11 protein-coding genes are annotated in these 13,869 nt (G+C 53.2%); 2 read left to right on the top strand and 9 right to left on the bottom strand.

Annotation, left to right across the window (positions count from 1 at the left end):
- Window positions 1-80 precede the first annotated feature (80 nt).
- The 7 genes from ACT2B1_RS04535 to ACT2B1_RS04505 all read right to left on the bottom strand — a co-directional run bounded on the left by ACT2B1_RS04535 (window position 81) and on the right by ACT2B1_RS04505 (window position 7,620).
- On the bottom strand, window positions 81-1,592 hold the full coding sequence (locus tag ACT2B1_RS04535; protein WP_171241472.1) for a mannitol dehydrogenase family protein: 1,512 nt from the start codon (window positions 1,590-1,592) through the stop codon (window positions 81-83).
- Window positions 1,592-2,365 (bottom strand): L-iditol 2-dehydrogenase, encoded by a 774-nt coding sequence (locus tag ACT2B1_RS04530; RefSeq protein ID WP_171241471.1) that lies wholly within the window; start codon window positions 2,363-2,365, stop codon window positions 1,592-1,594. Before ACT2B1_RS04530 ends, ACT2B1_RS04535 begins: the two co-directional genes overlap by 1 nt.
- Entirely contained in the window at window positions 2,362-3,366 is a 1,005-nt protein-coding gene (locus ACT2B1_RS04525; protein WP_171241470.1) for an ABC transporter ATP-binding protein, read from the bottom strand. Before ACT2B1_RS04525 ends, ACT2B1_RS04530 begins: the two co-directional genes overlap by 4 nt.
- Window positions 3,367-3,378: 12 nt before the next feature.
- Window positions 3,379-4,209, bottom strand: a complete 831-nt coding sequence (locus ACT2B1_RS04520) for a carbohydrate ABC transporter permease (RefSeq protein WP_170448185.1) — start codon at window positions 4,207-4,209, stop codon at window positions 3,379-3,381.
- A gap of 12 nt (window positions 4,210-4,221) precedes the next feature.
- On the bottom strand, window positions 4,222-5,088 hold the full coding sequence (locus ACT2B1_RS04515; protein WP_171241469.1) for a carbohydrate ABC transporter permease: 867 nt from the start codon (window positions 5,086-5,088) through the stop codon (window positions 4,222-4,224).
- 109 nt (window positions 5,089-5,197) lie between these two features.
- Window positions 5,198-6,499, bottom strand: coding sequence for an ABC transporter substrate-binding protein (locus ACT2B1_RS04510; protein WP_171127046.1), 1,302 nt, complete (start codon window positions 6,497-6,499; stop codon window positions 5,198-5,200).
- Window positions 6,500-6,594: 95 nt separating this feature from the next.
- Window positions 6,595-7,620 carry a LacI family DNA-binding transcriptional regulator gene (locus ACT2B1_RS04505; protein ID WP_481668644.1) on the bottom strand — a complete coding sequence of 342 codons (1,026 nt, stop codon included), beginning with the start codon at window positions 7,618-7,620 and terminating at the stop codon, window positions 6,595-6,597.
- 121 nt (window positions 7,621-7,741) lie between these two features.
- Here ACT2B1_RS04505 and xylB point away from each other — a divergent pair, with 121 nt between their 5' ends.
- Window positions 7,742-9,178, top strand: a complete 1,437-nt coding sequence (gene xylB / locus ACT2B1_RS04500) for a xylulokinase (protein ID WP_481668643.1) — start codon at window positions 7,742-7,744, stop codon at window positions 9,176-9,178.
- Between the two features lie 883 nt (window positions 9,179-10,061).
- On the opposite strand, the gene ACT2B1_RS04495 is transcribed toward xylB, so the two are convergent.
- Together ACT2B1_RS04495 and ACT2B1_RS04490 are read right to left on the bottom strand one after the other, a co-directional pair.
- On the bottom strand, window positions 10,062-11,144 hold the full coding sequence (locus tag ACT2B1_RS04495) for a glycosyltransferase family 2 protein (RefSeq protein WP_171127043.1): 1,083 nt from the start codon (window positions 11,142-11,144) through the stop codon (window positions 10,062-10,064).
- A 1-nt stretch (window position 11,145) separates the two neighbouring features.
- On the bottom strand, window positions 11,146-12,147 hold the full coding sequence (locus tag ACT2B1_RS04490) for a glycosyltransferase family 2 protein (protein WP_481668642.1): 1,002 nt from the start codon (window positions 12,145-12,147) through the stop codon (window positions 11,146-11,148).
- Window positions 12,148-12,791: 644 nt separating this feature from the next.
- On the opposite strand from ACT2B1_RS04490, the gene ACT2B1_RS04485 reads away from it, so the two are divergent.
- On the top strand, window positions 12,792-13,865 hold the full coding sequence (locus ACT2B1_RS04485) for a polysaccharide biosynthesis protein (protein WP_171127041.1): 1,074 nt from the start codon (window positions 12,792-12,794) through the stop codon (window positions 13,863-13,865).
- Window positions 13,866-13,869 lie beyond the last annotated feature (4 nt).

Here is a 13,869-nt window from a genome sequence, read left to right as displayed (position 1 = left end):
CAATGCCGCTCCATACCACAACCGCTGAAAGGGGCGAAAATCAATGTATTCCGCGGTTGCATGTTAGAAGTTCCAGGAAGCTAGTACGAAAAAGAGTTATGGGAGACATATTGGGCAAGAACTGCTCTGCTCCCACTTTTCCAAATCTCGTTTAACCACCCGGAAAAGGCTGCAATAAACGGTGCACCATGGCCAAATTCGCCACAATACAGGTCCTGCTCAAGCCAAAGACCTGGATCAGCTTTGGCCGCCAGCGCCGTTTTTCTCAGATCCTCCCAAACGGGATCATTGGGGGCGATCTCTGAGCCGTCTTCGCGAATCCCTGCGCACATCCTGCACCAAAAAGCTTCTGCTAGAGCGAGTCCGTTTATAGAAGAGCCTGAAGCAATTGCATCACGCACCGAGGGCAGAACGAACCCAGGGTGTCGCGCCGATCCGTCGAACGCGACTCGGCGCGTTGTGTCGTGAATTGCAGTGTTTTCAAACCGACGTTCAACCAGCCCAAGGTACTCTTGCGGGGTCGTTCCAGGAACAGCGTCGACCTGAGGTAGAATTTCTTCGATTTGAACTTTTCTGAAAAACGCCGCTATGTCGGGGTCTTGCATACAGGCCGAAATCGTGGGGACATTCAGTATCTCCCCGACATTCGCGAGCAGTTGGTGGCCCCCGTTCAATATGCGAAGCTTCAATGCCTCATACGCGTGAACATCCTTGGTCAGTGTGACACCTACATGTTCAAGCGACGGTCGTCCGGCGCAGAAGTCATCCTCGATGACCCATTGACGAAAGTTCTCGTGCGAAACCGGAGCGTGATCATCAACACCAAACGCTTGGCATTGCGCAATCACCTGGTCAGTCGTTGCCGGCACGATGCAGTCCACCATCGAATTGGGAAAAGCAACGTTCCGGTCGATCCAATCGGCTAGATCAGGGTCCGAGAGGCGAGCCAGTCCTACAATACAATTTCGAAGGATAGTGCCATTACCCTGGAGATTATCACAACTCAGCGCGGTGAAGGGGGACAAGCCGTTCGCGCGGCGTATCCCGAGCGCTGCGACCATTGCGCCAAAAACCGTTCGCGGATGGCTTGGGTTTGCGGCATCATAGCGGATATCATCGTGATCCGTGTCCAAACCGCCGGTGCTTGCACTAAGGAAATAACCGCCCTCGGTCACAGTCAGGGACACAATCCGGATAGACGGATCAGCCATCGCCCGGATAAGCGCGGCGTTGTCCTCTTCGATCGGCAGGTAATCAATCAACGGGCCTATGACCTCTGCGGATACTCCTTTGGGATCCAGCTCAATCAGGGTGGTCAGACAATCTTGCGCCTGCAACTTCTCGCGCATCTTGGCATCATAACTGCGTACGCCTGCTCCAATGATGGCCCAATCGCGGGCCTGGCCCTGCTGCAAAAGCTGATGAATGTACCAAGCCTGATGGGCGCGGTGGAAATTGCCAAGCCCGATATGGACGATGCCCGGCGTCAGGTCCGAACGTTGATAAGCAGGGGTTCTGACAATCGCTGGCAGGTCTGCAAGCCTGTCGCGCCTTAGCTGGATGGGAGGGGTTGAATCTGCCACAGGGGTCATCAGTTCATCCAATTTCCGCCGTCAACATTGTAGGTCTGGGCGACGATGTACTTGGCCTCGTCCGAGGCTAGAAACACTGCCATCCCGGTTAGGTCTTCAGCCCGGCCCATGCGGCCATAGGGAACGGCCGCCGCCACTTCGCGTTTCTTCTGCCCCGAAGGTTTGTCTTCGTGTTTGGCAAAGAACGCATCGACACCGTCCCAGTGTTCGCCATCCACCACACCCGGAGCTATCGCGTTCACATTTATCCCATTTGAGATCAGGTTCAGGCCCGCAGATTGAGTCAGGGAAATGATCGCAGCCTTGCTGGCGCAATAAACGGCGACCAGAGGCTCACCGCGCCGCCCGGCTTGCGACGCCATGTTGATGATCCTGCCTTTGGTGCCATGCGCAATCATGTGGCGCGCCACGGCCTGCATGGTGAACAAGGCACCGGCGACGTTGATGTCGAAGACACGCTGGTAGTCGGCGCGCTCAATCTCAACAATCGGAGCGGCAGTGAAGATCGCCGCGTTGTTGATCAATATGTCGATCGGGCCGAAATGGGATGCCGTGCGGGTGATGGCGTCGTCGATACTTTGCTGGTTTGTCACGTCCATCTCGATTGCTAAAGCCGTCACGCCGATCTCGGTCGCGGCCTGCAGCGCGCGCTGGATGTCGATATCGGCGATCGCGACACGGGCGCCTTCAGCAACATATGCTTTGGCAAAGGCCAGCCCTATGCCGCGCGCAGCCCCTGTTATCAGGGCGGTTTTACCAGCCAGACGTGTCATTCGATCCGCAAGCCTTTCGCATCGAACCGGTGGATCACATCGGCGCGTGGTGTCAGGTGAATGCGGTCGCCATGTCGGAAACCGACCTCGCCATCTGCGCGGACAGTGATCGTATCGGCCAGCCCGGTTTCGTGGACATGGAAAAATGTATCCGAGCCCAGATGTTCGGAAACGCTCACCACCCCGGACCAGTCCCCTTCGGCTTCTGAAACTGTGATATGCTCAGGCCGTATTCCGATGGTCTGAGCGCCGTGTTTCGCGGCCTCTTCGCCCTCAATGAAGTTCATTTTGGGGGAGCCGATGAAGCCCGCAACAAACAGGTTGCGCGGTGTCCGGTACAGCTCTAGCGGGCTCCCGACCTGTTCGATAACGCCAGCCTGAAGGACGACAATCTTGTCGGCCATGGTCATGGCTTCGACCTGATCGTGGGTTACGTAGATCATTGTGGTGGCGAGGCGTTCGTGCAATTCGCTGATCTCTAGCCGCATACCGACCCGCAGCGCCGCGTCGAGGTTGGACAAAGGTTCGTCGAACAGAAATGCCGCCGGTTCGCGCACAATCGCGCGCCCGATGGCAACCCGCTGGCGTTGGCCGCCCGATAGCTGTCCTGGGCGGCGGTCCAGATAGTCGGTCAGGTTCAGGACGCTGGCGGCACCTTCGACGCGTTTGTTGATCTCGGCCTGATCCAGTTTTGCCATCCGAAGGGGAAAAGCGATGTTCTTACGCACCGTCATATGCGGATACAAAGCATAGGATTGGAACACCATCGCCAGCCCTCGTTTCGCCGGCGGGACATCGGTGGCATCAGAGCCGTCGATGTCGATGGAGCCCGAGGTAATGTCCTCCAGCCCCGCGATCAGACGCAGCAGGGTTGATTTGCCGCAACCCGACGGACCGACGAAGACAGTGAACTCGCCATCTTCGATGGTCAGGTCAAGTGGTGGAATGACCTGCACATCGCCGAAGCTTTTGGTCACGGACTTGAGTTGGATGCGTCCCATGTGTCGTGTTCCTTATTTCACAGCGCCGAAGGTCAGGCCGCGGACAAGTTGTTTCTGGCTGAACCAGCCAAGGATCAGGATTGGTGCAATTGCCATTGTCGAGGCCGCGCTAAGTTTGGCAAAGAACAGGCCCTCGGGGCTGGAATAGCTGGCGATAAAGGCCGTCAATGGTGCCGCGTCGACGGCGGTCAGGTTGAGGGTCCAGAACGCCTCGTTCCAGGCTAGTATGAAGTTCAGCAAGACGGTCGAGGCGATGCCGGGGATAGCCATGGGCGTCAGGACATAGAGGATTTCCTCTTTCAAGGTCGCCCCGTCCATCCGCGCGGCCTCCAGAATTTCGCCGGGGATTTCGCGGAAATAAGTGTAAAGCATCCAGACAATGATCGGCAGGTTGATCAGCATCAGGACCACGACCAACCCTCCGCGCGTGTCCAGCAGTCCCAGCCGAATGAACAGCAGGTAGATCGGATAGAGAACGCCAACCGCAGGCAGCATCTTCGTGGACAGCATCCACAGTAGGATGTCTTTGGTGCGTTTCGAGGGCACGAAGGCCATGGCCCATGCGGCGGGGACGGCGATGATCACACCCAGAACAGTCGAGCCCCCGGCGATAATGACCGAATTCCACAGGAACCGCATATAGTCCGAGCGTTCCTGCACGATGGCATAGTTTTCCAACGTCCAATTGAAGTTCAAGAACAGCGGTGGGCTGGCAATCGCCTGTGCCTCGGTCTTGAAGCTGGTCAGGATGGTCCAGAGGATCGGGAAAAAGATCAGCAAACCAACGGCCCAAGCGAGAGCGGTATTCAGCGATTTACGGCGGGTGGTGACAGCGCGGGCCATGGTCTTACCTCCTCACGCGTCCAGGTTCTTGCCGACGATGCGCATCAGGAAGATCGCAACGATGTTGGCTAAGATGATTGCGTAGACACCTCCGGCTGATCCAAGGCCAACGTTCTGGCTTTCCAGCACACGCTGGAAGATCAGGTAGGTGAGTGTGCGGGTGCCGAATGCGCCGCCGGTGGTCACGAAGATTTCGGCAAAGATCGACAGAAGAAAGATTGTTTGGATCAGGATCACGATGGTGATCGCCCGGCTCAGATGCGGCAGGATGATGTGGTAGAAGCGCTTCAGTACCGGCGCACCATCCATCTCGGCTGCTTCCAACTGCTCGCTGTCCAGCGATTGGATCGCGGTTAGCAGGATGAGCGTGGCAAAGGGCAACCACTGCCAGGACACGATCATGATGATCGAGGTCATGGATGCCTCGGACAACCACGAGATCGGCTCGGCCCCAAAAAAGCGCCACAGGTGGGCCAACAGACCGTTGACCGGGTCCATGAACATGTTCTTCCAGACCAGCGCGGATACCGTTGGCATAACGAAGAAGGGCGCGATCACGAGGATGCGGACAATACCTTGGCCCCACATCGGTTGATCCAGAAGCATTGCCAGTAGGATGCCCAGGATAACAGTAATGATCAGAACGCCTCCGACGATCACCAGCGTTGCCTGAACTGCGGGCCAGAAGGAGCTGGACGACACGAACCGAACGTAGTTGTCAATTCCAACCCAGCCCAGATCACCACCGCGCAGAGGCAGATATTTCTTGAAGGAGAAATAAAGCGTCATCGTCAGCGGCACGAGCATCCAGCCAAGCAGCAGGACCACTGCAGGTGCCATCATCAGGCGAGCAACCGAGCGGGAATGTAGAGTTGCCATAACGCAAACCCTCTATTTTCAGGCGTAGCGTAGCCTGCGAGAAAAACGCGAGTCGTGGAAGAGAATTGCGGGGGGGCATCAATGCTGCCCGCCCGCCGGGGAGGAGGCCTCAGTACCCTGCGGCTTCCATTTCTTCGGCTGTGAAAGCCTGCGCTTTGGCCAGCGCTTCCTCAACCGTTTGCTGTCCGGCATAGACGGCTGAGAACTCCTGGCTGACTTGCGTCGCAATACCTGCAAATTCCGGGATCGCCGCAAACTGAATGCCGACATATGGCACCGGCTTGACCGTCGGGTTGTTCGGATCAGCCGACAGGATCGAGTCCAATGTCATCTTGGCAAATGGAACCTTCTGGTATTCCGGGTTCTCATACAAAGAAGATCGCGCGCCCGGTGGGACATTTGCCCAGCCTTCGTTTTCTGCGACCAACTCGATGTAGTCTTTTGAAGTGGCCCATTCGATGAATTGCTTGGCCGCGTCTTCTTGCTGTGTACCGGCCGGAATGGCCAGTGCCCAAGCCCAAAGCCAGTTGGAGCGCTTGCCCAATCCGGTGTCGGGTGCCAGAGCAAAACCAACGCTATCCGCAACGGTCGAGTCATCGGGATTGGTCACAAATGACGCCGCAACAGTGGCGTCGATCCACATGCCACATTTACCCTGTTGGAACAATGACAGGTTCTCGTTGAACCCGTTGGTCGCATAGCCTGCGGGACCGGATTCTGTCATCATTTCAACGTAGAAATTCAGCGTGTCGGACCATTCAGGCTGATCAAACTGGGGCTTCCAATCTTCGTCGAACCAGCGTGCGCCGAACGAGTTGGACATGGCCGTGATGAACGCACCGCCTTCACCCCAACCGGCTTTGCCGCGCAGGCAGATTCCGTTGATGTCGGCGTCCCGGTCAGTCATGGCCGCTGCGGCCTCTTTGATGAATTGCCAGCTTGGCGCTTCGGGCATTTCCATGCCTGCTTTTTCCATCAAGTCGGTGCGATACATGATCATCGAGCTTTCGCCGTAAAACGGCGCAGCAAAAAGTGTTCCGTCATGGCTCAGACCGCCCGACATAGCAGGCAGGATGTCACCGACGTCATATTCCTCTGACAAACCATCCAGCGGAACCAGCCAGCCGTTCGCACCCCAGATCGGGGTTTCGTACATGCCGATTGTCATGATGTCGAACTGACCACCCTTGGTGGTGATGTCGGTGGTCACGCGCTGGCGCAAAACGTTCTCTTCCAGCGTCACCCATTCGACTTCAACGCCCGTCGCTTCGGTGAATTTGTCGGTATAGCCCTGCATCCGGATCATATCGCCGTTGTTTACGGTTGCGATCGTTATGGATTGTGCGTGGGCCGCTGCCGTTGCGACGAAAGTCAGCGCAGTCGCCGCACGAAGTGCGTGTTTCAAGTACATCCCTGTCCTCCCTGAGCTTGGATGCTGTGCAGAGAGCCTAGTTCAGGATTTGTCGCGCCGTCAATAAAAACTTTACGCGCGTTAATTTTAGATCGTCATGCAGATTCCCTCAGCACCAATCGCGCAGGGAAGAGAGTTTCTGTTCGGCTCTCGAATTTCCCACCGTTTTCAATGAGTTCGAAAAGTGTTTCAACACTTCGCGCGGCCACATTGTCATAGTCATGCGCGGCGGTCGTCAGTGACGGGCAGGTGAATTTTGCAAACGGATGATCGTCGTTCGACGCCACCCGCAGTGTACAATCGTCTTTCCTACCAACGCGAATCCCCTGTTCGAAACACGCCGCCAGAAAGCCGATGGCCAATCGGTCATTGCTACACAGAACTGAATCCGTGTGCAGCTTGCGTTCATCCAAAGCCTTGAGCGCACCCTTTCGGCCAATCTCTTCAAAGGCCCAACCTGTGCCTTCGATTTTGATCACATGCGGCTCAAAACCCAGCCGATCCATTACGTCGACATAAGCCTTGCGTCGCTTGTTGGCATTGGGGTTCGCAGGTGTCCGCATTTCGAAAAACGAAGGCGGCTCGCCGGTGCGAGTCATGTATTCTACGGTCTGAGACACAAAGCTGAAATTATCCGACCCGATAAACGCTGCGCCCAATCCATCGAGGTTACTGTCGAACAGAACCGTTGGCACACTGGCGCAGAATTTCTCAATAGCGGACTTGTCTGAGATACGTCCCAAAGGCGCCAACAAAACGCCCGCGGGTTTCAAGGATTGTAAGCCGTCCAGGATTTCGTTTTCCAGTTTTTGTTCGCCATGAGAGCTGAACAGAAACGGGCGGTACCCGGCTGCGATACAGCTTTGTTCTAGATACCGCGCGATTTCAGCGAAAAACGGATCGGCCAGGTAGGGCACGACGATGCCGATATTCTTGGTCAGCTTGCGGTTCTGGTTCACAGCATAGATGTTCGGGCGATAGTCGAACTGTTCCAGTGCTTCTTCTATGCGTGCCCGTGTAGTTGGGCGAACGCTGTCTGGGTCGTGAAAGTACTTGGACACCGTGGGGCGCGAGATCCCGCTAAGGGCTGCGAACTCTTCCATGTTCTTTATCTTGGTCATACCTGTCTGCCTGCCGACCTGAGCCGCCTTGATCTTATCCTATTTTTACATATTCTTTGCGCGCGGCAAAAAGATCAATAGCAAGACAAGTTCCGAACTTTAGTGCAGGTAAGGGGTTTGAATGTATCTCGGGATCGACATCGGAACGTCTGCGGTCAAACTTGTCTGTGCAGACACTGATCGAATTCTGACGACGTCTTCTGTAGGGATAAAAACGTCCTCACCGCAGCCCGGTTGGTCAGAGCAGCATCCGGATCTTTGGTGGCAGGCGACACGCGACGCCTTGGACCAACTATCTGGGCAAATCACGCTGTCCGAGGTGAAAGCGATCGGGTTGTCAGGCCAGATGCACGGAGCCGTTTTGCTGAACCGTGATTTGCGCCCAATCCGCCCGGCAATCCTGTGGAATGACAGCAGGGCAGTACAGGAATGTGAGGACCTACGCGCGGCCCAGCCGGAGATTGGTCATATTGCCGGCGTCCCTCCCTTGCCGGGCTTTACCGCGCCCAAAATTGCTTGGTTGAAAAAACATGAGCCTGCCAACTATGCAAAGCTTTCCCATATTCTGCTGCCCAAGGACTATGTCGGGTTGCGCCTGCATGGAGAGTTGGTAACCGACGCATCCGATGCCGCCGGAACATTGTGGCTCGATCAGGCGTCGCGCGACTGGCACGCCGGTATCGTCGAAGCCACTGATGTTGCAGGGGACTGGCTTCCGCAGATATTCGATGGCCACAATTGCGTTGGGGCTGTGTCAGCGCAAGCGGCAACTGAGACGGGCTTGAAACCCGGCACGCCAGTCGTTGCAGGAGGTGGAGATGCAGCAACCGGGGCAGTGTCTTTGGGCGCCACCGAACCGGGGCGAGGTTTCATCTCGTTAGGAACTTCCGGCCAGTTGTTCGTGGCGGACCGGGCTTACAAACCGAATCCCGAACGTTATGTACATGCTTTTGCGCACACTTTGCCCGACCGGTGGTATCAAATGGCAGCGATGCTGAATGGCGCAAGGCCTATTTCATGGATTGGCGGTCAATTAGGACTGTCCGCAGCCGAAGTTGTTGCGCTTGCCGAAACGGTCAGCGGGGACCGCGTACCAATTTTTCTGCCCTATCTAACGGGGGAACGTAGCCCGCATGGCGACCCGCATATCCGAGCCTGTTTCTTTGGCCTGGAGGATTCCACAACACGCGCAGACATCTGCCGTTCCGTGGTGGAAGCGATTGCTTTCTGCTTTGCCGATGCGGCACAGAGTTTCGGTGACAGTATTAAAGAATTGCCGGAACTCGCAGCAATCGGAGGAGGCAGCAGATCAGAACTGCTGTTGAGACTGATCGCGACAGTGACCGAAAAACCGGTTGTGAGGTCGGATGGGGCAGATTCCGGTCCGGCATATGGCGCCGCCCGGCTGGCGGCTTTTGGAGAAGGTGCATTGGACAGAGCTGACCTTGCACTTCAACCACCAACAACAGACATGTTTGAACCGGCGGATATGGCACCATTGTTCGAACGGTTGGCGCGGTTTCGGAAGCTTTATACAGCAGTCAGTCTAGCTGAATAATTACCCGGCACGGTCAACCAAATTTACGCCGCCTGCCCTTCCCACGGTGGGTTTGTTGGGATCTCAACGATCCGCAAACACGCGCACCTTGACCAACAGAACATGCGATTTCGAACAAAAGAGCCACAGAACCACTTCTGCCTCTGTTTTCTAGCCCGGAAAAACCTGACGAAGTTTGCCCAACAAAGGCTCCCCCTGAACGCTGCACAGCGAGTTTACAGAGATGCCGCGCCGGTAACGGCGATGAGCTTTTGGGATCAATTCTGTAGGTTATCGCTGGCGCGCCTTTCGGTTTTTTGCGACGGCCCAACTCCGAACCCAGCCTAGAACGTGCCTTCGAACGGACTGATACCGCGTTTCTCGCCAAACAGTTTGATTCCTGTGCAACCAATACAGTGGTGCCAACGGATGTAGACACTTCACGTCCCACGGTTTGTGCCGATCGGTGAAGTGAATGATCTTGGGATGGTTGGCGCCTTTCAGTTCTTAGAACTCCATCTGCCCGACGTGGAAATGCAGCGGGTCAAACGGCGCTCCGCGCAGCTTTCCTAGGGTGCGAAACTTCCCCTCGCCCGATCTATCTAAGTTGAAGAAATAGTCGTATTAGCGGTTCTGGCGACAACGGCAACGCTCACGAGCGTACTAAAGTTTCTGAGTTAAGTAGAGCGCTGTGCTTCATACCACGGAGTTAATCTGGAAGGTCGACCTAACTGGAATCTGTATGAACCAAATTCGTTAGGTTCATTGCACTGTCTCAGCCCACTACAATTAGTGGCACATCCCCACAGAAAGCGCATCTGATATCAGCGCGATGGTTAACCGTGGGTCTTTTGGAAGAATGTCTCCAGACACACTGTCGACCGGGCGCCTATGGATCCCAACTCTATAGCGATCCTCGCACCACCCGAGCTGAAACAAACCTTATAACCCCTATCAACCCAAATTTCTTAAACAAACGACGCTTTATTGATCTGTTTGACTTACGCTGAATTAGAAAAAGAGAGTTAGTGTAGGCGGAATAGTCGCCAGCCTGAATGGATTGAAAAATATATAACCGTTTGGCGCTGTTATTTCTGCATGATTCAAAAGAAGCGCCTTTAAAGGCGGCACGCTGGCAAACCTCATGAAATGCTGAAAATATTCCCTTTTTTTCTTCCTCGGACAGTTGAGCCTCAATAATTTGCGAATGTCGAACTAACCAAGATTGAAAATAACCAAAAGCCTTCTTGTCGTTTTTCTTTTTCAATTCCTCAACAATGGAAAGCGAGTGCGGAAGGAAAGAAGTGTATCTATTTCCCGATTCTACTGTCGTCTGCCCATCTCGATTAACGCGGTGAAGGTACCCGGTTTGTGGCACCAAAACGGCTGATTTTGCATTGGTACAAACATTCCAATGGAACGGATAGTCCTCATTGAAGTGATCTACCTCGGGAAATTTCAAACCTTTTTTTCTCAAAAAATCTGATTTGTAGATTTTCCGCCAAGGTTCTGGAGACAAAGCCAGCGCTTTTCTCGGGTCAATTGTTCGATCCCGCCCTTTGTCCGCAGACCAAACGTCGAAATCGTAGGCAGGGTTCTTCTCAAGCGTTTCCGCATCTATACTCACATATGAGGAGATTGAAAAATCGGCGTCCGATTGCTTCAATGCAGAAAGCTGTTTTGAAAAGTACCCACGCTGGACCCAATCATCACTGTCCAGAAAGGCCACAAAATCCTTCTTCGCTCTTTGCAAACCAATATTCGAAGGAATTCCAGCGCCACCAGGAGTATTAACCGGAAGTTTTATCAAAGTTATTTTATCATTTTGCTGTGATAACTCTTCTACAACTGCCGCGGTGCTGTCAGTAGAAGCATCGTCCACCACAATGATTTCGTAGTCTTCAACACCTTCGTTGACAACACTACGGATCGCAAGCTCGATCCATTTTTCAGTATTAAATGACGGAATAATTACGGAAAGAGACATCCTACCGAACCAAAATCTCTTCTGCGAGCAGCGCGCTTGTCATTGCATTTCCATGAGAAAGGCCCAAGTAATCTACAAATGCCTTTTCGAGTTCGCACGTTTGAGAAAGTTTCAATATATTGAATTTTGATTTGTAGAACGACAGACAGGACCTGAAACGGTTCCTGAGATACGTTTTCTCAAAAACCGCCCCTCCCCTGTCGTTTTGGACGATAACCTGCACTGCAAAAACCAGAAAATTTAAGATATCATTGTAACGAACATCTTCCTGGCGAAATGCAACATCATGGAATGAGGAAACGAGGTCAAAGTCCACATCCAATCCCAGGATTCTTGAAATGTTTAGCTTAATTTCCTTATCCACTTTTATCTGACCTGCCCGCTTATCGTTGTGACTGACACCGGCCTCATTGTAGTTGTAAGTAAGCAGGTCCTGATCTACTCCAATAGCTGGTCTATTGCTTTCAATTACGAGCTTTGAGAAAAAATCATAGTCTGCACACGGTACCATACCAGGTGCAAATTCAATCTTCGTCTGGGCAAGGCAGCTTGTTCTGACTACAGCCGTGGGGGTCGGAATTGGGTTGTGGAACAAGCAGTCAACTTTTACTTTGCTCGGCTCCTCTGACACCCGCCAACGACCTCCTGTTAACGCAACTCTGCAAGACGCACCGCAAATGTCCAGGGACGGATCTCTGTCCAGGATATCAATTTGGGTGCTAAGCCTGTCTTTGCGACAAACATCGTCAGCGTCCATAAAAGCGATGTAGTCGTACCCTTGCTCGATTGCATTCCTGTTCATCCGGTTTCTGGTTTCAGCAGGGCCCTTGTTTCTATCGTTTTTGAAGGGGCGAACTCTTGGGTCCTCAAAAGAAGATGCAATCTCGAAACTTTCGTCCGTAGATCCGTCGTCACAAAGGAATAGATCAAAGTCCTCGTAAGTTTGCCCGAGAATGGATTGAACACTGTTTTTGAGCCACGGCTCGGCATTAAAGACAGGCATGCACACAGCCACCCGACGCTTCCGCTCACTTGCCATATCTTTAGCTCCCGCCACTCATATAAGGCCTTATTTTCCCAACACAAATGATCGGGATTGTTGTCAATCAGCGATCAGACAATTTCGCTGACAATCTGCATTCGGCCCTCCTTCAATATTGTTTAACTGGTTGGTGCGCAATGGCCTGTCAGCCAATTCGAAGCTGCAAAACGAGAAGAAAAAGTTGCTAGAAACACGTGCCGTTAGTTTTGAACAGGACAGCCGGGACTATATTGGGTTGAGTTAAGGTACAGGTATCATCGTGCAATCACTCACACTTATCGAAATACACCTTGCGTTCAACTTGCGGAGGGCCTAAGCTGGCAAGCTGCGCGGGGCACCGCTGACAAACACAGTAAGATAATTTACCGCTCTGTAGCGTCAAGAGCCTTCCTCAAAAAAGGGATTTCTTCATATCCGTGACACCCTAAGCTTGCCCGGCTTTTCAAACATTGACAATGTGTCACGAGCGTTGGATTAAAAGTGTGTCCTAACGGACGATAAAAAGAAACATACACACTGAGCATCAGGACCTCCAAGTACACGCTTCAACAGGCAAGCTAAACTGAAAAATTCAGCCACTGGCGTGGAAGAGCAGAGAAACAAATATGGATATTGTCAAATACTTCCGAGGAAAGCGCATAGTCATTACAGGAGGCGTTGGGTCCGTAGGACGAGAAATCTTTGCCTGCCTAATTGAACTTGAACCCGAGCTGATCCGCGTAATCGACAACAACGAAAGCGCGTTGTTTGAAATGGAAGTCGAATACCGGGGCAATAAGGGTGTCGAGTTCTACCATTGCGACATCACCGACGAACGAGAAATGAGTCGCACATTCTCTGACATGGACCTGTGCTTTCATTGCGCCGCCCTCAAGCATGTTCCGTCCTGCGAACGAAGCCCTTTCTCGGCGATCAACGTGAATATCCAGGGTTCCGAAGTTGTGGGCCGGGTGGCCATTGCCCAGGGATTGGAGAAAGTGATTTTCACGTCCTCGGATAAAGCCGTAAATCCTACCAACGTGATGGGCACATCCAAGCTGATGGGAGAGCGCCTGTTCACTGCCATGAACTTCCTTCGTTCAAAAGAGACGAAAACAGTCTTTGCCTGCACAAGGTTTGGCAATGTTTTGGGTTCACGTGGTTCGGTTGTTCCGCTGTTTGCTCAACAAATTGAAACTGGTAGGCCTGTTACAATCACTGATGAGAGAATGACTCGTTTCGTGATGACAATGAGAGAAGCCGCAGATCTGGTAATCGAAAGCATGATGCTGGCGCGAGGCGGAGAGATCTTCATTACGAAAATGCCCGTTTTGAAGATTGTTGATCTGGCGCGGGTAATGATCGCTCGGCTCGCCCCTCTCGCCAACGTGTCGCCATCTAGTGTGGAAACTAAAATAACAGGGTCGCGACCTGGAGAGAAACTTTGGGAAGAACTTTCTACAGATGAGGAAAGCAATCGACTCCTTGAGAGTGAGAAGTTTCTTATCGTGCTTCCATCCGGACATACTTCTGAGCAGCGCCAAGAGTACAAGTATGATTGGATCACAACACAGCCAAGTACTATCATCTATCACTCGGATCGGTCTGAACTAATGTCGGATTCTGAAATTGATGACATGTTGCTGCGCGAAGGTGTTCTTCCGAACAGGTTGAGAAACCGAGCGCTCGAAAACCTCTAACACA

The sequence above is a fragment of the Ruegeria sp. S263 genome, assembly GCF_056780525.1.
Note: the sequence above shows the minus strand (reverse complement) of the source record. Positions and strands in the feature narration are given on the sequence as shown.